The organism is Pseudomonas sp. GW821-FHT11D10 (assembly GCF_058808435.1).
This window is the reverse complement of record NZ_JBXARR010000001.1, coordinates 147732-172876: the sequence shown is the minus strand read 5'-3', so window position 1 is coordinate 172876 and position 25145 is coordinate 147732. Positions and strand designations below refer to the sequence as shown.

Sequence of the window (25145 nt, the reverse complement as noted above, 5' to 3'; positions counted from 1 at the left end):
GTGCCAATGCCAGATCCGCGCGAGCAGATCACCGACCACCTGAACCGGGCGCTGGAAGAGTTCTTCGGCGCCGGCAAGCAGGCTCAACAGATCGCGCCGGGCGTTTCCGGTGAGCGCGAGCTGACCTTCGGCACCGCCTACGGCGACAAGCTCCGCGCCAAACGCGACAAGATCGCGCCCGACCTCAAGCGACTGGCCGACAGCGGCGCCAACCTCTACCAGGCCTGCAAAGAGTTGGATATCGGCCACAAGCGCGCCCTGCTCATCGCCAAAGAAAACAACATCAAATTCAAAGACTGATGAAACGAACCACCAACCGGGCGGCCACGCGCCGCCGACAGACCTGGCTGGACTTGCCGGCCAGCGGAATTGAAGAGGTAGGCCATGGCCGAAGAACAGGAACTTGCGCCGGTCGAGCCGCCGCTGACAGCGGAAGCCATCAAGCAGCGCAAGAAGCGCGAGAAGGCAGCAGCGAAGGACGCTGCATTGGGCGTCGAGAAGTTTACGGTTGAGGTCGCCGGCGTGTTCAAGCAAGACCTCAAGCGGGTCATGGCCGCCCACGGCTTCAACAACCAGCAGGAGGTGTATCAGAACCTGCTGCGGAACCTGATCGCCGCTGACTTCGAAACGCAGGCCCAGATGCTCCGATGTGTCACGACACCTTTCGTTGTTACTGAAAAGGTGTCGCGCATCATTCAAGCCGCCGGCATGAAGTCGCTGGCTGACGATCCGCCAGAGCCTGATGATGAATGCTTTGAACCGTTGGCAGTTACCACTTCAGCGTAACTTTTCCACCGCCAGCAGCGCCTATACGAACCAAATCGTTAGTAGCTAAGCCTCCAACGCCAGTGAGTGTTAAACCACCACCCTTGCTCGATGATGCGGCTAACCGGACAAGGTCATTCACTTGTCGACCTTGTGCATTCAACTCCAGCGCCGCACCCGAAGCCAGTATCCGTACCAGATCATTAATTGCAATCGCATCAAAACTCATCTGCGCTCTCCTTGAACCGGCCCCACGCCGGGCCGAACACAAATACCCCACTTCTACGAATCACGCCAGCCGGCGAGGCAGGCGTATGCCCCGAGGAAACCGCAATGCCTGTACTCCACAGCGTAATTCACAAGATCGACAAAAAGCCTGACGGCACCCCGGCCGCTTTGTTCCTTGGCGGTGCCGAGCAGGTCGAAAGCCAGGCTCGCGACGATCTGGTGAATCAGTTCAACGAAAGCTACAACGCTGCCACCGGAAAGGGCTGGGGGTTCTTCCATGCCGAATCTGGCGCTTTCCCGCTCAGCGGCTGGCTCGCCAAATATCTGGCGGGCGACTCCGATTTCCTCGATTTCAGCATCATCGCCGTCGAGCACCTGACCCGGCTGATGGAAGAGTCGAACCTGACCACGGGCGGGCACGCCCTCTTCTGCCATTACCGGCAAGGTCTCACCGACTACCTGATCATTGCGTTGGTGCAAGAAACGGAAGCGGTCACCATGACCGAAGAACTCAACCTGATGACGGTCAAGCGCCTGGATCTGGACCACATCCGCCTGGCCGCACGCATCAACATCAGCGAGTGGCAGAACAATCCGAAATCGAAACAGTACATCTCGTTCATCAAGGGCAAACAGGGTCGCAAGCTGAACGACTACTTCCGTGATTTCATCGGATGCCAGGAAGGAATCGACGGCCCGGGCGAGACACGCACCCTGCTCAAGGCCTTCAGCGACTTCGTCGAGAGCGAAGACCTGCCAGAAGATTCCGCGCGCGAGAAGACGCAGGCCCTCGTCAGTTACTCCATGGCCCAGGCGAAACTGGGCGAGCCGATCACCATCGACGAGCTGTCGGAGCTCATCAAAGAGGATCAGCCAACAGCCTTTGCCGACTTCATCAAGGCGGGCGACTACGGACTTTCCGACACTCTGCCGCCGGACAAAAAGACCATCAACAAATTCCGGCGGTTCACCGGACGGGCGCAGGGCCTGTCGATAAGCTTCGATCAACACCTACTCGGATCGAAGATCGAGTTCGACGAAGCCGGCGGCACGCTGACTCTACGAGGCCTGCCAACCCAACTTACAGAACAGCTCAAGCGAGCAACCTCCTGACCACCACCCACTTATACGAATCACGCCAGCCGGCGAGGATCCCCTATGGAAATCACTTACGGCTCGGTCTGCTCCGGCATCGAGGCGGCAACGCTTGCATGGAAGCCGCTCGGGATGCGCGCCACCTGGTTCGCCGAGATCGAAGCCTTCCCCAGCGCGGTGCTGGCCCACCACTACCCGAACACACCGAACCTCGGCGACATGACCAAACTCGGCGCCCAGGTGCTGGCCGGCAAGATCGCCGCGCCTGACGTCCTCGTCGGGGGCACCCCGTGCCAGGCCTTCAGTGTGGCCGGAATGCGCGAAGGCCTCACCGACCCGCGCGGCGCGCTCACCATCAAATACGTGGAGCTTGCAGATGCAGTTGACTATGTTCGCGCCGGCCAGCGAAAGCCCGCCTGCGTTGTCGTCTGGGAAAACGTCCCCGGTGTCCTCAGTGACAAAGGGAACGCCTTCGGATGCTTTCTTGGCGCGCTTGCTGGGGAAGACTGCGAACTGCACCCTTCAGGGAAGAAATGGCCGGACGCTGGTTGTGTGTATGGACCCAAAAGAACAATCGCGTGGCGGATCCTGGACGCCCAATATTTCGGCCTGGCCCAACGACGCCGCCGTGTGTTCGTTGTCGCAAGTGCTCGAGACGACTTCGATCCCACCGAGGTACTTTTTGAGCGAGAAGGCGTGCGCCGGGATACTGCGCCGCGCCGAGGCGAGGGGCAAGACGTTACCGGATCAGCTCCTTTCGGCCCTGCGTTCCAGTGTGGATGCGGATGCACCTTCGACGAAGGATGCGGCGAATGGGGATGCCCCAACTGCGAAGGCGATGAAGGCCCGGCAGTCAGCGTGACAACCGGGGTTCCGGCTTTTGGCGGACACGGTTTAAGCGGTTCAGTCGAACGCTCAGCAACCCTGACGGCGAAGGACACCAGGCTGGACATTGAAAGCGAAACGTTTTTCGTGGCGCCTACGTTAGCCGGCGGCGCACGAAAGTCCGGAGGCTACTCGCTCGACGATATCCCGATCACCGCGCCCGCCCTTCGCGCCCAAGCACAGAGCAGCCATCGCGCCGACTCCGAGGCTTTCATTGTTGCTGGCACGCTCAATGCCAACGGAAAAGCGGCCGGCAGCGCAACTCAGCAAGACGCAGAATCTGGGCTGTTGGTAGTGCATGGCACACAGGATCCGGACGTCCGAATTGATCAAGCGCACACCCTTGGCCGGAACAACGGAATGGAAAACGCAGTCCTTGCCTTCTCCTGCAAGGATCACGGCGCCGACGCGGGTGAACTCGCGCCAACATTGCGCGCAATGAACCACTCCGGAAGCCATGCGAATGCCGGCGGCCAGGTCGCAGTTTTGGTTTCTGAAATCGCCGGCACACTCGGTGCCAATCACGGAAATATCAAGGCTGAACAGGCATGGACCGGCCAACTTATTGGCGGATCGAAGGTCCGTCGCCTCATTCCGCGTGAGTGCGAACGCCTCCAAGGCATGCCCGACGACTACACGCTGATCCCGTGGCGCGGCAAGCCTGCCATCGAATGCCCGGACGGCCCCCGCTACAAGGCGATCGGCAACAGCAAGGCCGTTCCCTGCGTGCGCTGGATCGGCAGGCGCATCCTCAAGCAGATCACACCCATCCCTTACGGCTGAACCACACCACCCTCCACCGCCCGGGCATGCCCCGGCATAGGACGCCACATGCCCACAGAAAACAAAACGGCCGAGCCGCTGCCGACATTGGCGACCGGCGCCGCGCTTGACGCTTCGACTTGGACCGACTTCGTCGAGCGCCTCCGTTATCACTGCAACGGCGCCGGCGTTAAGTGGCACCACACTGCGGCCGCCATTTTCACCGTGCAGACCAAGCGAATCGATTACGGCTACGAGATTGACTACGCGGAAGGTCGAGTTGTCTGCCTGGAGGATCAGCACTGGTTCAGCCCGAAAGAATACTGGGACGATCTCGACGATGAGGAGCGCGCAGAGATCGACCAAGCTCTGATGGCTGATCGGGAGTGCGGCTTCATGGATCTGGACGAGGACGACCAGTGGGAATATCTCGCCGAGTGCGATGACCACACCGTCACCGGCTGGAACAAGCGCTGGGAGATCGTGAACAGCCACTTCACCCGAGACGCCGCTGAGGCGTTCATCCGACGCAAGCAACACGACTACGGCGAAATGCGTGTCTACGTCGAATCGCAGTATTACGCCTGGGAGTTTGAAGCCATCAAGGAAGCAATCCTCGACGGCACGCTGACCTACGCGCCGAAGGAGGCAGCATGATCAATTTCTTCTGGCGCCTGGTCGCCAAGACCCTGGCCCGCCCGGCAATCGCCGACTGGCTCATCGCCCGCGCCAAGCTCACCCCGTACCAGCACATCATGTCCGCCGACGGCACCGAGATGTACATGGGCCGCTGGTGGCTGTTCAACCCGTACAGCCGGGAGACGCACAAGGCGAGGTTCTGGTGGTGCCCTTGGTCGTTCCGGATCCACCACATCCTGCGCGAGGACGAAGACCGGGATCACCACGACCATCCATGGCACGCCCGGACGATCATCTTGCGAGGCTGGTACATCGAGCAGCGCAAAATTTTCTGGGCAGCGGGTGGCGAATCCGACATTGATTACCGGCGCGGCGCCGGCAGCACCGCCCGCCTCAACCACGGAGAATACCACCGCATCGACCAGGTATCCCCCGGCGGCGTCTTCACCCTCTTCATCACCAGCAAGTGGCGCGGTGACTGGGGATTCCTCGTAAACGGCGTGAAGGTGCCTTGGCGCACCTACACAGGCACCGACAACTGATAGGAGATTGCATCATGGGAGAATTCAAATCCGTACCAGAGCGCATGCTGCTGGACAAAGAAACAATCGGCGCAATCAACTTCCACTGCGGCGATGGCGCGGATGGGCAGTTCGGCGAGTATTCGGACGGCCTGCTCTGGGTTGGCACCGTCACTGATGATGAAGGGAAAGAGGTGTACGGACTGCACCTGGCAACAGCAGAGTACCCGGAAGAAGGAAGCACCACGTTGGTCGAGTTCACAGCGCCTTCCGATGTCGGCGAAGTTGCAAGACTCACCGCCGAGAATGCCGCCCTGCAGCAGCGCCTGAACGCAGCGGATCAGCGGATTGATGAGCAGAGAGTCGCGCTGATGCGAATTCGCGATCGCGCTGACGCCTTCGCAGAGGATGAGTGCGACATGCAAGTCGCCTCCGTCGAGGTGATCAGGGATATCGCGGCCCGAGCGCTCGGCGAGGTCGACAGTCCCGATCAATTTCGTGACGTCGTGAAAATGATCGCCGAGCGCACACCAAACCCCGACTTCTCCCTGATCGGCATCGTGCACACGCCTCCAATGGAGTGCGACGAGCCATGATCACGAAGTGCGTACTCGGCTGCACCCTCTTCTTCTGGCTTCCATTGGCCCTGACCATAAAGGCGGTGATCGGATGATTATCGATGACGTAATGACGGACAAAATCACCCTGCACGGGCTCGGCTTCGTGCAGGTCCAGCTTCAGGGCGACCAACGCCTGCACGTTTGGCATCCCGAGTTACCGCGCCGGTCCTGCTTCGAACACTCGGCGATCCACGATCACCGCTTCGACTTCCAGTCTCGGGTCTTGGTCGGCCAGCAGCGCAATATTGAGTTTCGCTGCGACCCGTCGCCTGCCGGTGCTTACATGCTCTATCTGCATGAAGGCGCGCGCACTGTCTGCGGCGGAAGACCATGGACGCCTGACGGTCGGGCTCACATGGTCGAAGTCAGCGACGAAACGGTCATCGCAGGCCTTACCTACAAACAGCACGCCTACCACTTCCACCGCACCGTGCCGGCCGGCGATGGCAAGGTGGCCACGATCATGCAGAAGCTGATGGAGTACTCGCGCGGGGCCCATTCAAGCTGTGTCGTGGGGATACAGCCTGACGATGAATTCGACCGGTTCCAGTGGTCACCGGCGCGACTCTGGGAGGTCGTCAGCGATGTGCTGCTCGGCCAGAAGGTGACGCCATGATCTTCGCCCCGCTCTACATGGCCTACCTCATCTACAAGGGGCCGTGGCGATGAACCACATCGAGCAGAACCTGCTGACGAGGCCTGGCTACTCGCCATACTGCGGAGCTGACGCCTGCATGGTCTGGGCGAGAACGCGTTGGAATGGTGAGCAGTTCCAGTGCCAGTGCGGCTGGACCAGCTCGTACGCGCCCGAGTTCATCGCCGAATATAAATCGCGGTTGCAGCCCGAGGCCAAGCCCTGAGCCGCCTAGCCAGCGTCCCCGCCGAACTCATCCAGCAGTAACCCCTTCCCAAAAAACACATCCAATCCTTCGGCAGGAAGCTGCTGACCTGGAGTGCCATTGCCATGTCTGAAATATGCCAGAGCGATCTATACCATCTGTTTGAATACCGTCCGGACGGCACACTGAAACGCAAAGTCTCGAACAGAAGACACCGCCAAGGAACCATCGTAGGAGAGGAAAACGATGGCATGGGATATCTCCAAACCACGGTTAAAGGCATCCGATGCCAAGTGCACCTTGCCGTGTGGATTATGCATCACGGATCAATGCCAACTGGATTCGTAGACCACCGAAACGGCAACAAGCGTGACAACCGTATTGAAAATCTACGCGATTCAAGTCGTCAGCAAAACAATCAAAACCGGCGTATCAGCATCAACAACAAGGCCGGCGTCAAAGGTGCGCACTGGGACAATACGCTCTGCAAATGGCGAAGCGTCATCTACCTGAACGGCAAGAAAGAATTCAGCGCCTATTTCGAAACGCTACTTGATGCGGTGGCGGCGATCATTTCGGCGCGCTCGAAACTCCACGGCGAATTTGCCCGTCATCGATAACCACCTTCTGCCGCCCCGCGCGGCACCGCCCACCCGGGCAAGGAAGTGCGCCATGACCATCACGAAGATCATCAAGGGCCCGCACCGCTTCGGCGGCTTCTGGTGGGTGATCGCTGACTGCAACGGCACCAAACAGCACATGTCCTTCCGCACCGAACAACAGGCTCGCGCCATCGCCCCAGGGCAGGACAGCGTGACCCTACATTAAAACCTTCTGCCGCCGCCGGCGGCGTGGAGACAACTATGTCCGAAACAGAAGAAACAGTCGAAACGTACCCATTCGACAAGGTCCCCGAAGAGCGGATGGCCGCCCTCCTGGGAACAACTAAACGCGCGCTCGAAGGCAAGAGAGCCCGCGGGATCATCCCCGAAGGCGTCTGGAATAAAATAGACAACAGGGTTTTTTATAGCATCAGGAGATATGAAGCATGGCAAGAAAGCCAGTGGGCCTGCCCCGAGGAGTTGAATTTGCTGGCCAGTCTATCCGTATCCGGTTCACTTGGAACGGTGAACGACGGTGTGAAACCCTTGCCCATCCCCAGACGCCAAAAGGTATCAAGGCGGCATCAGATCTTCGCGATCAAGTAATCAGCCTGGCAAAACATGGGGTTCTGGACGAAAAGCGTTATGCCGAGTTGTTTCCAAACTCCAGTTATTCAAGTTTGGCGACTGGTCTGACTTTTGGCGAATATGCGCAGACGTGGATTGATGCCCTCGAAATCGTTCCCGGGACACGTAGGAACTATAAAGCAACGATCAACAACTACTGGATGCCATATCTGGCAACAGTACCCATGGAAACTGTCACGCCGATGTTGTTGCGGCGCGTGATCGCTGAAACAGAGTGGGAAAGCGCGACAATCAAGCGCACGGCGATTTCTCGCGCGAATGCACTGTTCAAGGCGGCGGTTCGGGATGAGGTGATAGAAAGGAACCCAGCATCAGCAATCAAATTGCCTGGGCGTACGAAGAAGCAGATTGAGCCGTTTAGTGTTGATGAGGCTGATCAGATCATCGAATGGATGTACGCCAACTTCACCACGAGAGCGGCGCAAATCTACGCGGCCTACTTCGAGTTAGCGTTTTACTGCGGGATGAGGACTGGAGAGCTCATGGCTCTGAGGTGGGAAGAGATCGATTTGGATAATCGCGTGGCACATGTTTGCCGGATCGTTGTTGACGGGAAAGTGGAAGAGCGAACGAAGACGAAGCACGCGCGATCAGTAATGCTGAACAGTCGAGCGATCCACGCTCTGGAGCAGGCCAAGAGGATAGCGGATGCACGGCTGAACCAGTCCCGTCGCAGACGCCAGTCATCCCCGTATGTATTCCCACCTTCGGGCAACTCGGAACACATCACTGGATCGTCGACGCCCGGCGGACATTTTGGCAAGGCGCTGGAGGCTCTGAAAATTAAGCCACGCAGCCAGTACAACTGCCGCCACACCTACGCCACAATGTGCTTAATGGCGGGCATGAACCCGGCGTTCATCGCCGGGCAACTCGGTCACAGTGTTCAGGTGTTACTCTCAACTTACGCGCGCTGGTTGAGCTCCACCACTGACTGGTCCGAGGTAGGAAAGCTCGAAAGCCAGATTGGTACAAAAGTGGTACAGGGTTAAATTTATTTCACGTTTAGCCCTTTGTTTACGGGCGCCTATGGCTTTCGTGGCACATACTCCTACAATGCGTCGTTTTTACGACACAGCCCGTTACAAAGAACGGCATTTCCAACCTTCATGAGTTCGCCCGCGTGAATATTCGTCTGTCCATCCTGAGCCTGGTTTTTGCATTTTCAGGCACGCTCCTCACGCCAACGGTCAACGCCGCCGAAACTACCGCTGCCCCTCGAGACGCTTCGCAATTGAAGATTGCCTCCGGCAGCGCCCTGCTGATGGATCTGCAGACCAACAAAGTCATTTATTCCAGCAACCCGGACGTGGTGGTACCCATCGCTTCCGTGAGCAAGTTGATGACCGGTTTGGTAGTGGTTGAAGCGCACCAGAACATGGACGAATGGATTGACGTCGACATCAGCCGCACACCCGAAATGAAAGGCGTGTTTTCCCGCGTCAAATTGCGAAGCGAACTGCCCCGCCGAGAGATGCTGCTGATTGCCCTGATGTCCTCGGAAAACCGCGCCGCCGCCAGCCTGGCTCACCACTACCCGGGCGGTTACGCGGCGTTCATCGCCGCGATGAACGCCAAGGCCAAGGCGCTGGGCATGACCAGCACGCACTTTGTGGAACCCACCGGCCTGTCAGAGCGTAACGTTTCCACCGCCCGCGACCTGAGCAAGTTGCTGGTGGCTGCGCACAAACAGCCGCTGCTCATCGAGCTGACCACCACCAAGGAAAAGACCGTCTCGTTCCGCAAACCCAATTACACCCTGGGTTTCCGTAACACCGACCACCTGGTCAACAAGGCCGACTGGGATATCCGCATCACCAAGACCGGCTTCACCAACCCGGCCGGCCACTGCCTGGTACTGGTGACCCGCATGGCCAACCGCCCGGTCGCCCTGGTGATTCTCGACGCGTTCGGCAAATACACCCACTTCGCCGACGCCAGCCGCATCCGCAGCTGGGTGGAAACCGGCAAGAGCGCCAACGTCCCGGCCGTGGCTCAGCAATACAAGGCCGACAAAAACCTCAAGAGTCGCCAGAGCGGCGTGATCGAAGCCTCCAAGTAATCCGTCACCCATGAAAAAGCCCCGAATCGTCGGGGCTTTTTCATGGTTCTTCACGGATTACCGGGAAAGACGCTCTTGATCTTCATGAAAAAGAATTCGCTATCCCGGTAACCGTACGCCATCCGCTTGATGACCTTTATTCGATTGTTTATTCCTTCCAACTGACCGGTGTGCATCGGCCAGCGAACCCGACTCACGATGCCCCGCCAGTAACCTTTTAGCCGTTTGGCAAACTGGATCAGGGCCGGAATTTCGCTTTCATGAGCATGGCGCAGCCACTGCTTCCAGGCCGATCTCCAGGCCCAGGCGGTACTCGGTGCCCAGAGTATTTTGAGTTCAGCCTTCATCAAATAGACCGTCATCAGTGATTGGTTGGCTGCCAATAAATCCTGCAAGTGAACCTCTTGTTCAGGTGTTTTCAGATTCTGCGGATTGCGCAGCAACAGCCATCGCGCTTGTTTGATGACCTTGCGAGACGGCTTGTCGTGACGTAGCCGGTTGGCTTCGTCGACGCGGACCCGGTCAATGACCTCTCGGCCGTATTTGGCCACTACGTGAAACAGGTCGTAGACCACTCGTGCTTTCGGGCAGTGCTGACCAACTTCCAGGTCAAAAGCGGTGTTCATGTCCATCGCCACCGCTTCGATTTTGGCGCAACCTTCTGGCCCAAGCTCTTCGAAGAACGGTCTGACCGCGGCCCGACTGCGGCCTTCACCGATCCACAGAACCCGTCGTGTGTCGGCATCGAGCACAACGCTGGCGTAGCGATGTCCTTTGAACAGCGCGAATTCATCCATCACCAAACGTCGTGGTTGCGCCTTCGGCAGTTCGCTCAATACCGCCTGCAAGGCGCGACGCTCCAGCAATCTAACCGTGTCCCAATGCAGACCAAACATTTGGGCCACGTGCAGGGTGGGAAGGCGCTCGCAAGCCTGAATAACCGCATCGGCCAGGCGGCGCGTCATACGCGCATAGCGATCCAGCCAACTGACGGCCTCCATGCGTTTGCCACAATCGCGGCAGCCAACTCGCCTGAGCAAAACGTTGAGGCGTACCGCACGGCCAAGAATGGGCAAATCACGAACGACTCGCTCGCAATACTCATGAGTGGTTGAACAGGTTTTTTGGCAGCTGCCACAGGAAGGGAATCGGATGGCGTGGGGGGCTAGATCGATCTGGAGGGCGTCACCATCAGGCTTGATGTTGACGACAGAAAAGCCCTCCCAAAAAGGAAGGAAAGTATTAATATCGCGCATAAGAACGCCGGTTTGTTAGATGTGTTTGCTCGCACGAACATCATCAATCAAATCGGCGTTCTTGTTTCTGTGTTTCCCGGGATTCCGTGAAGAACCTTATTTTTTTGGTTTCAGCCCAGCATCAATGTGCCGCTGGCTACCAGCGTCGCATTCCCGCCAATCTTCACCCGCTCGCCTTCCAGCCGACAGAACAGCTCACCGCCTCGCGCCGAGCGCTGGCATGCAGTGAGGCTGGATTTGCCCAGACGTTTCGACCAGTAGGGAATCAGGCTGCAATGGGTCGAGCCGGTCACCGGGTCTTCATTGATGCCGATCGCCGGGGCGAAATAGCGCGAGACGAAGTCATGCTGATTGCCCCGGGCGGTGACGATGGCGCCGAGCCAAGGCAGTTTGGCCAAGGCGACCATGTCCGGCGTGCAATCGAGCACAGCCTGCTCGGACTCCAGCACCACAAACAGCTCGTTGGAGCTCAGGACATCCACTGCCTGAACATTCAGCGCCCGTTCGATCTCCACGGTGACGCCTTTCTCCACCGCTTCGATGGCCGGGAAATCCAGCCACAACCGGCCACCTTCGCGGCTGACGCTCAACGGCCCGGACTTGCAGGTGAAGTCCAGACGCTCGGCGCTTTCCTTATAGATCTCGAACAGCACATAGGCGCTGGCCAGGGTCGCGTGACCACACAGCGGCACCTCGGTGGTCGGCGTGAACCAGCGTATATGCCACGCCTGTCCTTCGCGCACCAGAAACGCGGTTTCCGCCAGATTGTGCTCGGCGGCGATCTTCTGCATCAGTTCGTCCGCGAGCCACGCGTCGAGCCGATAGACCATTGCCGGATTGCCACTGAACGGCCGATCACTGAACGCGTCGACCTGATGAAACTCGAGCTGCATAACCTTCTCCCTGTGTCAGTCGAACGAGCATGCAGCGCCGGCCGGATGAGCGCCAGTGACAGTGCCGGCCAATTTTCTTCATACAGACGTCAAGGGCGACCGATGTCGGCAAATTTCGCCTGGGTGTGTTCCGCCAATACCGCCGGCGCCAGTTCCACTTCCAGCCCGCGCCGACCGGCGCTGACATAAATGGTCGCAAAAGGCTGGGCCGAGTTGTCGATGAAGGTACGCAGGCGTTTTTTCTGCCCCAGCGGACTGATGCCGCCCAGCAGGTAACCGGTGGAACGCTGCGCGGCGGCCGGGTCGGCCATTTCGACTTTTTTCACCCCAGCGGCATGGGCAAGCCCCTTGAGATCGAGACTTCCGACGACCGGCACCACGGCCACCAGCAACTCACCCTTCTCACTGGCCGCGAGCAGCGTCTTGAACACCTGCGCCGGTTCGAGCCCCAGTTTTTCCGCGGCCTCCAGGCCATACGACGCGGCCTTGGGGTCATGTTCGTAACTGTGCACGCGATGTTCGGCACGAACTTTTTTCAACAAGTCCAACGCAGGGGTCATGGCAGCTCCGGGCTCGGCAGTGGCAAAAAAACCTGCGGCGGATTTTAGGCCATCGCTGTGTAAAAGGCTCTACCACGCGCCACGTTTCCCGGGGTTTGCAGGCCGATAACTTTCGTGCAGAACGGATGACCCGCAGGATCATTCACGTGACTGATAGTTTATTTGTGACTGACGGTTCACTTTCGACCTTTGACAGGTTTGTTTCTTGTCTATATTTTTTCGAATCTGAATAATGTAAGAATTATCGTCATCGCAGCACCCAGCAGTAAACCGGGAACAGGATGGGGATCCTGCCTCGGCGAAAATCGCGCCTTGCCCTGTCGGCAACGCGCCAGACAACAACAAAAACCGAGGTTTTCAATGACAACTGCGTTACAGCAACCTTCGCTCTCGAGCCAGTGCCTGGCCGAGTTTCTGGGTACTGCACTCCTGATCTTTTTCGGTACGGGTTGTGTCGCCGCGCTCAAGGTCGCGGGCGCCAGCTTCGGTCTGTGGGAAATCAGCATCATCTGGGGCGTCGGCGTGAGCATGGCGATCTACCTCACCGCCGGCGTTTCCGGCGCGCACCTCAACCCTGCCGTCAGTATTGCCCTGAGCATTTTTGCCGACTTCGAAAAGCGCAAACTGCCGTTCTACATTCTGGCCCAGGTCGCCGGCGCCTTCTGCGGCGCGCTGTTGGTCTACACGCTGTACAGCAACCTGTTCTTCGATTTCGAACAAACTCACCATATGGTTCGTGGCACTGAAGCCAGCCTCGAACTGGCGTCGGTGTTCTCCACCTTCCCGAACCCTGCGCTGTCGACTGCCCAGGCGTTCCTGGTCGAGGTGATCATCACCGCGATCCTGATGGGCGTGATCATGTCCCTGACCGACGACAACAACGGCCTGCCGAAAGGCCCGCTGGCGCCGCTGCTGATCGGTCTGCTGATTGCCGTGATCGGCAGCTCGATGGGCCCGCTGACCGGTTTCGCGATGAACCCGGCTCGCGACTTCGGTCCGAAACTGATGACTTTCTTCGCCGGCTGGGGTGAAATTTCCTTCACCGGCGCACGTGAAATTCCGTACTTCCTGATTCCGATTTTTGCACCGATTGTCGGTGCCTGCCTCGGCGCTGCCGGGTATCGCGGGCTGATTGCCCGTCACCTGACCGGCGCCACACCTGCTACAAAGGATGCAGAACCGGCCATTGACGGCAAACCAAGAACTTCTTGAAACAGTCGGCGCGGGCTCCTGCCCTTTAGAGCCCGCGCCACGGCCCACTCTCCCTTATTTCGTCCAAGGCAATCGACATGACCGACATTCAGAATAAGAACTACATCATTGCCCTCGATCAGGGTACGACCAGCTCCCGCGCGATCATTTTCGACCGCGACGCGAACGTGGTCTGCACCGCACAACGCGAATTCGCTCAGCATTACCCGCAAGCCGGTTGGGTCGAACACGACCCGATGGAAATCTTCGCCACCCAGAGCGCGGTGATGGTCGAAGCGCTGGCCCAGGCCGGTCTGCACCACGATCAGGTCGCCGCCATCGGCATCACCAACCAGCGTGAAACCACCGTGGTCTGGGACAAGACCACCGGCCGCCCGGTGTACAACGCGATCGTCTGGCAATGCCGCCGCAGCACCGAGATCTGCCAGCAGCTCAAGCGCGACGGTCATGAAGACTACATCCGCGACACCACAGGCCTGGTCACCGACCCGTACTTCTCCGGCACCAAACTGAAGTGGATCCTCGACAACGTCGAAGGCAGCCGCGAGCGTGCGCGCAATGGCGAACTGCTGTTCGGCACCGTCGACAGCTGGCTGATCTGGAAATTTACCGGCGGCAAGGTGCACGTCACCGACTACACCAACGCCTCGCGCACCATGCTCTTCAACATCCACACGCTTGAGTGGGACGCGAAGATGCTGGAGATCCTCGACATCCCGCGCGAGATGCTGCCGGAAGTCAAAGCCTCCTCGGAAATCTACGGTCGCACCAAGAGCGGCATCGCCATCGGCGGTATCGCCGGCGACCAGCAGGCCGCTCTGTTCGGCCAGATGTGCGTCGAGCCGGGCCAGGCAAAAAACACCTACGGCACCGGTTGCTTCCTGCTGATGAACACCGGCGACAAAGCGGTGAAGTCCCAGCACGGCATGCTCACCACCATCGCCTGCGGCCCGCGCGGCGAAGTGGCTTACGCACTGGAAGGCGCCGTGTTCAACGGCGGTTCGACCGTGCAGTGGCTGCGCGATGAACTGAAGATCATCAACGACGCCCACGACACCGAATACTTCGCCAATAAAGTGAAGGACAGCAACGGCGTCTATCTGGTGCCAGCCTTCACCGGTCTCGGCGCGCCTTATTGGGACCCGTATGCCCGAGGCGCCCTGTTCGGCCTGACCCGTGGCGTGCGTGTGGATCACATCATCCGCGCCGCACTGGAATCGATTGCCTACCAGACCCGCGACGTCCTCGACGCCATGCAACAGGACTCTGGCGAACGTCTCAAGGCGCTGCGCGTGGACGGTGGTGCTGTAGCGAACAACTTCCTCATGCAGTTCCAGGCCGACATTCTCGGCACCCAGGTCGAGCGTCCGAAAATGCGCGAAACCACAGCGCTGGGCGCAGCTTACCTGGCCGGCCTGGCGTGCGGTTTCTGGGGCAGCCTGGAAGAACTGCGCGGCAAGGCAGTGATCGAGCGCGAGTTCGAACCGAGCCTGGACGAAGCGGCAAAAGAGAAGCTCTATAAAGGCTGGAAAAAAGCCGTCAGCCGTACCCGCGACTGGGAACGTGAAGACGCTGAATAAGCCAAGCTGAGTACTCGTAACCTGTTGTAACTGGTAGGGAGCGGATTCCTGCGGCATCATGGGCAAATTTTGCACGGCAGCCCAAAGGAAGCCCCATGAATCTGCCTCCCCGTCAGCAGCAAATCCTCGAGCTGGTCCGCGAACGCGGCTATGTGAGCATCGAGGAAATGGCCACGCTGTTCGTTGTTACCCCGCAAACCATCCGCCGCGATATCAATCAGCTGGCGGAAGCCAATCTGCTGCGTCGCTACCACGGCGGCGCCGCTTATGATTCCAGCGTCGAAAACACCGCCTACGCGATGCGCGCCGATCAGATGCGCGATGAAAAGCAACGCATCGGTGAAGCCATCGCCGCGCAGATTCCCGATCACGCCTCGCTGTTCATCAACATCGGTACGACGACCGAATCGATTGCCCGCGCCCTGCTCAATCATAGTCATCTGAAAATCATCACCAACAACCTGCACGTCGCTTCGATGCTCAGTGCCAAGGATGATTTCGATGTGCTGCTGACCGGCGGCAACGTGCGTCGCGACGGCGGCGTGGTGGGTCAGGCGAGCGTGGACTTCATCAACCAGTTCAAGGTCGACTTTGCGCTGGTGGGCATCAGCGGCATCGACGAAGATGGCAGCCTGCTCGACTTCGATTACCAGGAAGTGCGGGTGTCCCAGGCGATCATCGCCAATGCCCGGCAGGTGATCCTGGCGGCGGACTCCAGCAAGTTCGGCCGTAACGCGATGATCCGCCTCGGCCCGATCAGCCTGATCGATTGCCTGGTCACCGATCAGCAGCCGGTGCCAGCCCTGGCGCAACTGCTGAGCCAGCACAAGATTCGCCTGGAAGTCGTTTAACCCTCCCTTTTAGTTCTCGTTCCCACGCTCTGCGTGGGAATGCAGCCCGGGACGCTCCGCGTCCCTTCCCGAGCGCTGACGCAGAGCGTCAATGTATGCATTTCCACGCAGAGCGTGGGCACGATCAGTCACTCTGCGTGTAACGATCAGTGCTCTAACGCGCATTTCATGTTCGAATATTTTCCTTTCTCGGCCCTTCGATGAGTTTTTTCAATCGAAGTCGACTGGCTGCGCGCGTCTTTATGGGCTACCATTTTCGCAAATGAACATTCATGTTCGATTTCCAAGACAGAAAATCAAAAGAGCCCGAGGCCAGCCGATGTCCACATCTACCTTGCGTACGCCCCCTATCTCCGAGATCTACGACATCGCCGTCATCGGCGGCGGGATCAATGGCGTGGGGATCGCAGCGGATGCCGCCGGTCGCGGTCTTTCGGTGTTCCTTTGCGAAAAGGACGATCTGGCCAGCCACACCTCGTCGGCCAGCAGCAAGCTGATCCACGGTGGCCTGCGCTACCTCGAACATTACGAATTCCGTCTGGTACGTGAAGCCCTGGCCGAACGCGAAGTGCTGCTGGCCAAGGCCCCGCACATCGTCAAGCCGATGCGCTTCGTGCTGCCGCACCGCCCGCACCTGCGTCCGGCGTGGATGATCCGCGCGGGCCTGTTCCTCTATGACCACCTCGGCAAGCGCGAAAAACTGGCAGGCTCGAAAAGCCTGAAGTTCGGCGCCGACAGCGCACTGAAAAGCGAAATCAGCAAAGGCTTCGAATACTCCGACTGCTGGGTCGACGACGCCCGCCTCGTGGTACTGAACGCCATGGCCGCCCGCGAGAAAGGCGCGCACATTCACACCCAGACCCGTTGCGTCAGCGCCCGCCGCGCCAAGGGCCTGTGGCACCTGAACCTGGAACGCGCCGACGGCAGCCTGTTTTCGATCACCGCCAAAGCGCTGGTGAACGCCGCCGGCCCGTGGGTCGCCAAGTTCATCCGTGACGACCTGAAGATGGAGTCGCCGTACGGCATCCGTCTGATCCAGGGCAGCCACATCATCGTGCCGAAGCTGTACGAAGGCGATCACGCGCACATCCTGCAAAACGAAGATCAGCGCATCGTTTTCACCATTCCGTACCTGAACAACCTGACCCTGATCGGCACCACCGACCGCGAGTACACCGGCGATCCGGCCAAAGTGGCGATCACCGACGGCGAAACCGATTACCTGCTCAAAGTGGTCAACGCCCACTTCAAGAAGCAGATCAGCCGTGACGACATCCTGCACACCTACTCGGGCGTACGTCCGCTGTGCAACGACGAATCCGACAACCCGTCGGCCGTGACCCGCGACTACACCCTCGCGCTGTCCGGCAGCACCGAAGAAGCGCCGCTGCTGTCGGTGTTCGGCGGCAAGTTGACCACCTACCGCAAGCTCGCCGAGTCGGCGATGGCGCAACTGATGCCGTACTTCACCCAGATGCGCCCGAGCTGGACGGCCACCGCCACCCTGCCCGGCGGCGAGGACATGACCACGCCGCAAGCCTTGAGCGCGCTGATCCGCGACAAGTTCGACTGGGTACCGACCGAAATCGCCCGCCGCTGGGCCACCACCTACGGCAGCCGCACCTGGCGCATGCTCGAAGGCGTCGACACCCTGGCCGACATGGGCGAACACATCGGCGGCGGGCTCTACACCCGTGAAGTCGATTACCTGTGCACCGAAGAATGGGCCACCACCGCGCACGACATTCTGTGGCGTCGCAGCAAACTGGGCCTGTTCACCACACCGGCTGAGCAAGAGCGACTGGCGGCGTACCTGAACAAGATCGAGCAGAACCGCAGCAAGATCGAAGCGGCCTGATCTACACGCTGTTTAAACGAAAGCCCCCTGAATCTCCGGATTCAGGGGGCTTTTTACGTTACTGCGCCAGATGCTGCAGGAGAAAATCAATGAAGACCCGCGACTTGTGGGGCAGGTGCGCGGTATTAGGGAACACCACGTTGATCGATTGAGAAGGCAATGAGTACGCCGGCAACAGCCGGATCAGGCGTCCGCTGGCAATGTCGTCCTCGACCACCCAGCCCGGCAGCACCGATACGCCAAGTGACGACAAGGTCATTGAGCGAATCGCTGTGGAGGAGTTGGATTCGAAATGGCTGGTGCCATTGACCTCCACCGTACTCCCCGGATCATCGCGAAGTACCCATTGCGTGGGTGCCTGCAAATTGCTGTTGGCAATCCATGGCACACCGTTCAGGTCTTGCGGCTTTGCCACCGGGTGACGCCCGACGAACGCCGGAGTCGCCACCAGCACGATTTGATAATCCGCCAGCTTGCGACTCTTGAAAGCCGAGTCCGCCAGATTGCCCAGACGCACCACCAGATCCAGTTTTTCCGCCACCAGATCATTCAGTGACGAGTTGAAGTTGTAGCACAGGCGAATTTCCGGATAACGCTCACTGAACAATGGAATCAACGGAAGAATGAACTTCTCGCCGTATTCACTGGTTGAACTAATTCGTAACTTTCCAGAAACCCGGTTATTACCCTTCAGTACGTTATCAAATGCATTATCGATGTCCGCGACAATCCCCTTGAACTCTTCATAAAAGTCTTGGCCAATTTCAGTCAGCGATATATTTCGGGTATTGCGGATCAGCAACGTCGCCGAAAGAACTTCTTCCAGCGCCTTGACATGCAGGCTGGCCATGGCTTTGCTGATACTCAGGTAATTCGCAGCCTTGGTGTAGGAGCCAAAATCGACTACAGCGAGGAAAGTCTGAACCCGGTTTAGATGAGAATGCATGGCGGTAGAGTTCACTGTTCAATCCTTTCAAACATTGTTTTAAGCATAGTCGTATCGACACTCCAAGTCCATCGCCCCTATGCTTTGCGACAAAGAGGAAACAACAATGAACTATCGCTACAAGATCGCGCTGATCTTTCTGATCGGCTTTTTTATTGACTGCATAAACATATTCATGTCGGCCGTGGCATTACCGAGCATATCGGCGACATTGCAAGTAAGCAGTTCTTCGGTGGCCTGGGTGGCCAACGCCTATATCCTCGGACTGACCCTGATCATTCCCGTCAGTACCTGGCTGGCCGGGCGCTTCGGCAGTCGCGAGATTCTCACCGCTTCGATGCTGGTCTTTACCGCAGCCGTCTGGCTGTGCGGCCTGGCCGACAGCTTTCACGAACTGGTGTTCTGGCGGTTCGTCCAGGGCATCGGCGGCGGCCTGCTGATTCCGGTGGGGCAGGCATTGACCTTCAACCTGTTCCAGGGCGAACAGCGGGCAAAAATCTCCACACTGGTGATGGCCGTGGCCCTGATCGCCCCGGCGATTTCGCCGACCGTCGGCGGCATCATCGTCGACAGCAGTTCGTGGCGCTGGGTGTTTTACAGCAACATTCCGTTTTCGCTGATCGCCGCCGGTCTGTCGTGGTTCTGGATCCGCGAAACCCGACCGACCAGCCTGGCACGCCCGGACATTCTCGGCCTGCTGCTGGTGAGCGCGGCGCTGGGCAGCCTGCTGATGGGCATGTCGCTGTACGGCGGCGACTACCCCGTGATCGAAGCCATCGCCTGTGTCGCGGCGGGCCTGATGTTTGTTGCGCTGTACCTGCTGCACTACCGCCGGGCCAGCGATGCAATCATTGACCTGAGCCTGCTCAAAAGCAAAAGGCTCAGCACCTCGATCTTCATCTACTACGCGATTCCCGGTGTGTTCACCGGGGTCAATCTGATGAGCATCTTCTTTCTGCAGAACACCCTGCACTTCAGCGCCCGCCTCACCGGCATGTTCATGATCCTCTACGCCACCGGCGCATTCATCGCGATGCTCACGTGCGGCCGGGTCTACAACAAAATCGGCGCCCGACGCCTGTTCACCCTCGGCATGCTGGTCCACAGCGCCGGCATCGCCACCCTGATGCTGGTGGATGCGCCGACTGATATCGGGGTGATCGTGATCGCCTACAGCCTGATGGGTATCGGCGGCGGGATCGGCGCCAACACCGCGCAAACCACCTCGCTGATGGACTTCAAGGGCAGCGAAACCCACAAGGCCAGTGTGATCTGGAACATCAATCGGCAGATGTCGTTCAGCGTCGGCGCGGCCTTGTTTCTGATGATCTACAACCTGCTGCTCAAACAACTCGACTCGACCCCGGCCTATCACGCCACGTTCGCGATTGCTGCGCTGGTCGGACTGTTCCCGCTGTTTCAAATGAGCCAACTGAACCCTCCAAAGGAATGCCATGAACAACAACCCGGTTGAACAAGCGCGCCACAGCATCCACCACGTGCATGAGCTGATTCATCGCGTCTTCACCAATGCCGACGGCGCCGGTGAATCCGCCGTCGCCCCGCTGATGGATGTCTTCAGCGAAGACTTCAGCATGGTCACCACCTCGGCCGCCGTGGTCGGGCGGGCCCAGGTCGAGCAACTGTTCAAAGGTGCGGTCGGTGCCCGTCCGGGCCTGGAGATCGACATCAGCGACCTGCACACGATCTGGCACGAAGGCCCGACCGTGGCTCTGCGCTACAAGGAAACCCATCGTCAGAACCAGCGCGAGACTTCCCGCATTTCCGTCGCGATCCTGCGCATGCATCAGCACAGCACCCGCTGGCTGTACCTGCACGAAACGCCGCTGTCCCAGGACAACCCGGCATGAACTGCACCGTTACTCATTGCCGGATGCTTTCGACATCGATCAAGGAAATCACCGTGCGCGGCGTCCCCGCCGCCACGCAATCGGCCCATGCCGGTGCGCACTTCAAATGGCTGATAGCGCCCTCGGGCGAATGGCGTCATTACTCCACCGTTGAGCTGGGCGACAGCGCCGAAGGTCATTTCACCTTCGCCATCCGCCTCAGTGACGACTCCCCCAGCAGCCAGTACCTGCGCTCGCTGGCGGCCGGTGATCAGGTGCAGCTCGAAGGTCCGTTCAACACCTTCAACTACCCGCTCGACACGCCGAACGGGCGTGACATCGCGATTGCCGGTGGCATCGGCATCACCCCGCTGACCGGCATCCTGCGCCACCTGAGAGCGCTGGATCGTTCGGCGCACCTGCACTACTTCGCCCGCAGCGCCGACGATGCGGCCTACGCCGAGGATCTGCGCTCACTGCTGCAAGACCGCATGAACCTGCACCTGTCCGGCCAGCGCCCGGCCATTCACCAGGTACTCGCGGACCTGTGCGCCGAAGACCGGCTTTACGTCTGCGGCCCGACGGCGATGCTCAACGACATCCTGAGCCACGCCGAATCCGCCGGACTGCCGCGCGATCGCATTCATCTGGAGGTGTTCAACGTCGCCAGGGATGAAGACGCCCGGGGTTTTACGGTCGAGGCGGCAGATTCCGGTGTGTGCCTTGAGGTCGGCCCCGACCAGACCTTACTGGAAGCCCTGGAAGCCGCGGGTCTCGACCCGATCTCTGACTGCCGTCGCGGCGAGTGCGGTGTCTGCGCGCTGGACGTGCTGGAAGGCGACGTCGAGCACCGTGACTTCATCATGAGCGCACAAGAAGCGGCCTGCAGCGCACGGATCTATCCCTGCGTTTCCCGGGCGAAAAGCCCACGCCTGAAACTGGCGATCTGAAGAGGACTCCCCGTTGGACAACTATTTCAATGGCAGGGAAGTGCACAAGTCTCTGTTCCTTGATCAGCAACTTTTCGAACAGGAACAACATCGGGTCTTTGCTGCGAGCTGGTGCTACCTGGGTCACGACAGTCTGATCCCCGAAACCGGCGACTATTTCACGACCACCCTCGCCTCCCGGCCACTGGCCATGGTGCGCCAGAAGAACGGCGACATCGTGGTGCTGCACAACCGCTGCCCGCACAAGGGCGTGAAAGTGCTGGCCGAAGCTCGCGGCAACGTCGGCCGCTTCATGCGCTGCCCCTACCACGCCTGGACGTTCAAGACCGACGGCGAGCTACTGAGCATTCCGGTGAAAAAGGAATACGACGACTGCGACCTGAGCAGTTGCTCGGCCCACAAGGGTATGCAGCCGGTTGCGGCGGTGCGCAACTATCGCGGCTTCGTGTTCGTGCGACTGAGCGAAACCGGCATCGGTTTCGACGAGTTCTTCGGCGAGTCACTGTCGACGCTGGACAACATGGTCATGCGCTCGCCGCAGGGTCGGTTGCGCGTGGTCGGTCAGCCACTGCTGCACAAGCATCGCTGCAACTGGAAAATGGTGGTCGACAACCAGACCGACACCTGCCACCCGATGATCGCCCACGAGTCCTCGGCCGGCGAAGCCATTCGCCTGTGGAAGGAAACCGGCGACCAGAGCCAGCCGGCGCCGATGGCCGTTGAGCTGTTCTCGCCGTTCATGGCCTCGTACGAATTCTTCGCCGGCATGGGCATCCGCGTCTGGCCCAACGGCCACGGGCACACCGGGGTCAGCAATTCGATCCACAAGGCCTACACGGGCATTCCCGGCTACTGGGAACTGATGGTGGAAAGTTATGGCGAAGACCAGGCCCGGGCGATTCTCGACGACACCCGTCACAACACCGTGTATTTCCCCAACCTGATGGTCAAGGGCCCGATCCAGACCCTGCGGGTGATCCGCCCGGTCAGCGCACGGGAAACCATCGTCGAGTCGTGGATCTTCGAACTGCAAGGTGCTCCGGTGCAGTTGCTGGAGCGGACCGTGCAGTACAACAACCTGATCAACTCGCCCTGCTCGATGGTCGCCCATGACGATGTGGAGATGTACGAGCGTGCAATGGAGGGTCTGCACAGCGACGCCAATGAGTGGGTCAACGTCTCCCGCCTGTTCGAGCCGGGCGAGTCCTACGACCGCACCCGCGTGGTGTCCGGCACCAGTGAACTGGCGATGCGCAACTTCTACGACAACTGGCAAAACCTGATGCGGGACGACCATGCACCACGATCAAACTGAACGAGCCATCGAGCGCTTGCTCGAGACCGAAATGCACCTGCTCGACCAACAGGACTTTGTCGCCTGGCAGCAATTGCTGAGCGACGATTACACCTACTGGATTCCGATGAGCCGCGAACAGCGCAGCCCGCTGCACGAATCCTCGCTGGTGTATGAAGACCGCTTCCTGACCACCCTGCGCATCAACCGCCTGGCCAATGCCCGCAACTACTCCCAGCAGCCGAAAAGCCGCTGCCTGCACGTTGCCCAGCGACCACGGATCACGGTTGAAGAACCATCGTACAGCGCCGTCGCCAGCAGCAACCTGCTGTATTGCGAAGCCCGTGGCGACCTTGAATGGCATTACCCGGCGACCGTCGAACATCGCCTGATCAACCTCGACGGCGAGTGGAAAATCCAGGGCAAGAAGATCCTTCTGCTCAACCCCGACCGCGCCCTCGAAAGCCTGCAGCTCATCATCTGACCGACCGAGAATTCCCCCCTGTGAACTCCATGAACAATCCTGTCATCCAGGATACCGCGTGCCTGTCTTTCCCTTACGTCGACCTGCTCTACGATTACGGTCAGTTCCTGCGCAACGCCGACCAGGCCATCGGGCACCTGCCAGAGCAATCGGCGCAAAAGCACATCGGCATTGTCGGTGCCGGTCTCACCGGGCTGGTGGCGGCCTATGAACTGCTGCGGGCGGGTGCCCGTCGCGTGACCCTGTTCGAGGCGGAAGAAAGCCACATCGGCGGGCGCCTGCTGACCCAGTGCTTCGATGAAGAACAACCGCAGTTCATCGCCGAAATGGGCGCCATGCGCTTTCCACCCAGCGAAGTCGGGCTTTTCCATTACCTCGACAAGTTCGGCATCCAGACCACCGAAGCCTTCCCCGACCCGGGGGTGGTCGATACCGAGCTGCACTACCGGGGCGAGGCCCATCACTGGGCCGCGATGCAGCCGCCGCCGGCGTTGTTCACAACCGTGCATCAAGGCTGGAATGCCTTTCTCAGAGAGGGTGCAGTGCTGGACGACGGCACCCGCCTCGCCCCGCCGCTGTTGCTGACCGAACTGCTCAAGCAGCACAACTACTGTGAAGTGCAGCCGGAGTGGCAACGCTATCTGGACTGCTTCGGCGACAGCTCGTTCTACTCGGCCATGGTGCGCATCTTCACCGGCAAGAACCCGCCGGGCGGCAAGGTCTGGCGCAAACCGGAAGACTTCCACCTGTTCGGCTCGCTGGGGATCGGCTCCGGTGGTTTCCAGTCGGTTTATCGCGCCTCGTTCACCGAGATCCTGCGTCTGGTGGTCAACGCGCTGGAGGTCAATCAGCGGCTGGTGCCCAACGGTATTTCTTCGCTGGCGCATCTGATCGCCGACACCACGTTCAACGGCATGCAACTGCGCGACATGATCTGCCGGACCCGCATCGAATCAATCAACAAGGGCCCCGACGGACAGATCCTGCTGGCCGGCAGCAACGGCGAAACCTACGCTTGCGACCGGGTGATCACCACCACCACGACCCGCGCCTTGCAGGTCAACCTCAAGCTCACCCAGAACCAGGCGTTCGTGAACCGGGACGTAGCCCGGGCGATCAACGAAACCCACATGGTCGGCTCGTCCAAACTGTTCATCCTGACCAAAGACAAGTTCTGGCTCAAACACGGCCTGGCGCAGAACATCCAGACCGACACCCTGGTCAAGGGCGTGTACTGCCTGGATTACGCTCCGCATGACCCGGATTCCTGGGGCGTGGTGCTGATCAGTTACACCTGGGAAGACGACTCGCACAAGATGGTCTCGATGACCGACAAAGTGCAGCGCTGCCTGCGGCTGGTGGATGAACTGGCAATGAGCGCGCCGCAATTCGCCCGCCATCTGATCCCGCTCGACGGCGACTACCAGCGCTACGTACTCGAATACGACTGGCTGACCGACAAGCACGCGCTCGGTGCCTTCAAGCTGAATTTCCCCGGTGACGACATCTATTCCGAGCGCCTGTTCTATCAGTTCCGCACCGCCCTCGATCCCCGACAGGACACCGGTCTTTACCTGGCCGGTTGCGGCGCGTCCTTCACTGGCGGCTGGGCCGAAGGCTCGATCCAGACGGCCCTGAACACGGCGTGCGCGGTCATCAGCAGCCTGGGAGGCGATCTGATCGACGGCAACCCGCTCGACGGTCTGGTTTCGCAGTACCGCTACTGCTGATTACGCCCTTCCCTT

27 protein-coding genes are annotated in these 25145 nt (G+C 59.6%); 22 read left to right on the top strand and 5 right to left on the bottom strand.

What is annotated here, in order from left to right:
* The first annotated feature begins 6 nt into the window (after positions 1 to 6).
* Both AC1RT4_RS00775 and AC1RT4_RS00770 read left to right on the top strand, forming a co-directional pair.
* Positions 7 to 300 (top strand): hypothetical protein, encoded by a 294-nt coding sequence (locus AC1RT4_RS00775; protein WP_493082904.1) that lies wholly within the window; start codon positions 7 to 9, stop codon positions 298 to 300.
* 84 nt (positions 301 to 384) lie between these two features.
* Positions 385 to 786, top strand: a complete 402-nt coding sequence (locus AC1RT4_RS00770) for a hypothetical protein (protein ID WP_493082902.1) — start codon at positions 385 to 387, stop codon at positions 784 to 786.
* On the opposite strand, the gene AC1RT4_RS00765 is transcribed toward AC1RT4_RS00770, so the two are convergent.
* Positions 770 to 994: a hypothetical protein gene (locus AC1RT4_RS00765; protein WP_493082900.1), complete on the bottom strand. Its 225-nt coding sequence runs from the start codon at positions 992 to 994 to the stop codon at positions 770 to 772. The two genes, AC1RT4_RS00770 and AC1RT4_RS00765, sit on opposite strands and share 17 nt — an antisense overlap.
* Before the next feature lie 104 nt (positions 995 to 1098).
* On the opposite strand from AC1RT4_RS00765, the gene yejK reads away from it, so the two are divergent.
* From yejK to pbpG, 10 genes are all read left to right on the top strand, one after another.
* Positions 1099 to 2106: a nucleoid-associated protein YejK gene (gene yejK, locus AC1RT4_RS00760; protein ID WP_493084400.1), complete on the top strand. Its 1008-nt coding sequence runs from the start codon at positions 1099 to 1101 to the stop codon at positions 2104 to 2106.
* A 45-nt stretch (positions 2107 to 2151) separates the two neighbouring features.
* Positions 2152 to 3756, top strand: a complete 1605-nt coding sequence (locus AC1RT4_RS00755) for a DNA cytosine methyltransferase (RefSeq protein WP_493082898.1) — start codon at positions 2152 to 2154, stop codon at positions 3754 to 3756.
* A gap of 48 nt (positions 3757 to 3804) precedes the next feature.
* Positions 3805 to 4392, top strand: coding sequence for a hypothetical protein (locus AC1RT4_RS00750; RefSeq protein ID WP_493082896.1), 588 nt, complete (start codon positions 3805 to 3807; stop codon positions 4390 to 4392).
* Positions 4389 to 4916: a hypothetical protein gene (locus AC1RT4_RS00745; RefSeq protein ID WP_493082894.1), complete on the top strand. Its 528-nt coding sequence runs from the start codon at positions 4389 to 4391 to the stop codon at positions 4914 to 4916. Before AC1RT4_RS00750 ends, AC1RT4_RS00745 begins: the two co-directional genes overlap by 4 nt.
* A gap of 14 nt (positions 4917 to 4930) precedes the next feature.
* The gene (locus AC1RT4_RS00740) at positions 4931 to 5491 is read left to right on the top strand and encodes a hypothetical protein (protein WP_493082892.1); all 561 of its coding nucleotides are present in this window, start codon (positions 4931 to 4933) and stop codon (positions 5489 to 5491) included.
* Positions 5492 to 5564: 73 nt separating this feature from the next.
* Positions 5565 to 6131 (top strand): hypothetical protein, encoded by a 567-nt coding sequence (locus AC1RT4_RS00735; RefSeq protein WP_493082889.1) that lies wholly within the window; start codon positions 5565 to 5567, stop codon positions 6129 to 6131.
* Positions 6132 to 6479: 348 nt separating this feature from the next.
* Entirely contained in the window at positions 6480 to 6974 is a 495-nt protein-coding gene (locus AC1RT4_RS00730; RefSeq protein WP_493082885.1) for an HNH endonuclease, read from the top strand.
* 52 nt (positions 6975 to 7026) lie between these two features.
* Complete coding sequence (locus AC1RT4_RS00725; RefSeq protein ID WP_162803818.1) at positions 7027 to 7182, top strand: hypothetical protein; 156 nt, start codon at positions 7027 to 7029, stop codon at positions 7180 to 7182.
* A gap of 220 nt (positions 7183 to 7402) precedes the next feature.
* Positions 7403 to 8596, top strand: coding sequence for a tyrosine-type recombinase/integrase (locus tag AC1RT4_RS00720; protein WP_493082882.1), 1194 nt, complete (start codon positions 7403 to 7405; stop codon positions 8594 to 8596).
* 131 nt (positions 8597 to 8727) lie between these two features.
* Positions 8728 to 9666: a D-alanyl-D-alanine endopeptidase gene (pbpG, locus tag AC1RT4_RS00715; RefSeq protein WP_007951562.1), complete on the top strand. Its 939-nt coding sequence runs from the start codon at positions 8728 to 8730 to the stop codon at positions 9664 to 9666.
* A 50-nt stretch (positions 9667 to 9716) separates the two neighbouring features.
* Here the strand turns inward: pbpG and AC1RT4_RS00710 are convergent, their stop codons facing one another.
* From AC1RT4_RS00710 to ybaK, 3 genes are all read right to left on the bottom strand, one after another.
* Complete coding sequence (locus tag AC1RT4_RS00710; protein WP_493082880.1) at positions 9717 to 10922, bottom strand: ISL3 family transposase; 1206 nt, start codon at positions 10920 to 10922, stop codon at positions 9717 to 9719.
* 110 nt (positions 10923 to 11032) lie between these two features.
* The gene (locus tag AC1RT4_RS00705; protein WP_221398030.1) at positions 11033 to 11815 is read right to left on the bottom strand and encodes a PhzF family phenazine biosynthesis protein; all 783 of its coding nucleotides are present in this window, start codon (positions 11813 to 11815) and stop codon (positions 11033 to 11035) included.
* Between the two features lie 89 nt (positions 11816 to 11904).
* Positions 11905 to 12375: a Cys-tRNA(Pro) deacylase gene (ybaK, locus tag AC1RT4_RS00700; protein WP_115079061.1), complete on the bottom strand. Its 471-nt coding sequence runs from the start codon at positions 12373 to 12375 to the stop codon at positions 11905 to 11907.
* A gap of 360 nt (positions 12376 to 12735) precedes the next feature.
* On the opposite strand from ybaK, the gene AC1RT4_RS00695 reads away from it, so the two are divergent.
* The 4 genes from AC1RT4_RS00695 to glpD all read left to right on the top strand — a co-directional run bounded on the left by AC1RT4_RS00695 (position 12736) and on the right by glpD (position 17876).
* Entirely contained in the window at positions 12736 to 13587 is an 852-nt protein-coding gene (locus tag AC1RT4_RS00695; RefSeq protein ID WP_007953183.1) for an MIP/aquaporin family protein, read from the top strand.
* 77 nt (positions 13588 to 13664) lie between these two features.
* Complete coding sequence (glpK, locus tag AC1RT4_RS00690; protein WP_007953181.1) at positions 13665 to 15167, top strand: glycerol kinase GlpK; 1503 nt, start codon at positions 13665 to 13667, stop codon at positions 15165 to 15167.
* 95 nt (positions 15168 to 15262) lie between these two features.
* On the top strand, positions 15263 to 16018 hold the full coding sequence (locus tag AC1RT4_RS00685) for a DeoR/GlpR family transcriptional regulator (protein WP_007953179.1): 756 nt from the start codon (positions 15263 to 15265) through the stop codon (positions 16016 to 16018).
* 319 nt (positions 16019 to 16337) lie between these two features.
* Positions 16338 to 17876: a glycerol-3-phosphate dehydrogenase gene (glpD, locus tag AC1RT4_RS00680; protein ID WP_493082876.1), complete on the top strand. Its 1539-nt coding sequence runs from the start codon at positions 16338 to 16340 to the stop codon at positions 17874 to 17876.
* 58 nt (positions 17877 to 17934) lie between these two features.
* On the opposite strand, the gene AC1RT4_RS00675 is transcribed toward glpD, so the two are convergent.
* Positions 17935 to 18822 carry a LysR family transcriptional regulator gene (locus AC1RT4_RS00675; protein WP_493084398.1) on the bottom strand — a complete coding sequence of 296 codons (888 nt, stop codon included), beginning with the start codon at positions 18820 to 18822 and terminating at the stop codon, positions 17935 to 17937.
* A gap of 106 nt (positions 18823 to 18928) precedes the next feature.
* Here AC1RT4_RS00675 and AC1RT4_RS00670 point away from each other — a divergent pair, with 106 nt between their 5' ends.
* The 6 genes from AC1RT4_RS00670 to AC1RT4_RS00645 are packed head-to-tail and all read left to right on the top strand — an operon-like array spanning position 18929 to position 25130.
* Positions 18929 to 20296 carry an MFS transporter gene (locus tag AC1RT4_RS00670; protein ID WP_493082874.1) on the top strand — a complete coding sequence of 456 codons (1368 nt, stop codon included), beginning with the start codon at positions 18929 to 18931 and terminating at the stop codon, positions 20294 to 20296.
* A complete protein-coding gene (locus AC1RT4_RS00665; RefSeq protein WP_493082872.1) occupies positions 20277 to 20693 on the top strand; it encodes a DUF4440 domain-containing protein in 417 nt (138 codons plus the stop codon). Before AC1RT4_RS00670 ends, AC1RT4_RS00665 begins: the two co-directional genes overlap by 20 nt.
* Positions 20690 to 21622, top strand: a complete 933-nt coding sequence (locus tag AC1RT4_RS00660) for a PDR/VanB family oxidoreductase (RefSeq protein WP_493082870.1) — start codon at positions 20690 to 20692, stop codon at positions 21620 to 21622. Before AC1RT4_RS00665 ends, AC1RT4_RS00660 begins: the two co-directional genes overlap by 4 nt.
* A gap of 13 nt (positions 21623 to 21635) precedes the next feature.
* Positions 21636 to 22937 carry a Rieske 2Fe-2S domain-containing protein gene (locus AC1RT4_RS00655; protein ID WP_493082868.1) on the top strand — a complete coding sequence of 434 codons (1302 nt, stop codon included), beginning with the start codon at positions 21636 to 21638 and terminating at the stop codon, positions 22935 to 22937.
* Positions 22918 to 23400, top strand: coding sequence for an aromatic-ring-hydroxylating dioxygenase subunit beta (locus AC1RT4_RS00650; RefSeq protein ID WP_493082866.1), 483 nt, complete (start codon positions 22918 to 22920; stop codon positions 23398 to 23400). The genes AC1RT4_RS00655 and AC1RT4_RS00650 overlap by 20 nt, the downstream gene beginning before the upstream one ends.
* 20 nt (positions 23401 to 23420) lie before the next feature.
* On the top strand, positions 23421 to 25130 hold the full coding sequence (locus AC1RT4_RS00645; RefSeq protein ID WP_493082864.1) for an NAD(P)/FAD-dependent oxidoreductase: 1710 nt from the start codon (positions 23421 to 23423) through the stop codon (positions 25128 to 25130).
* Positions 25131 to 25145: the final 15 nt, after the last annotated feature.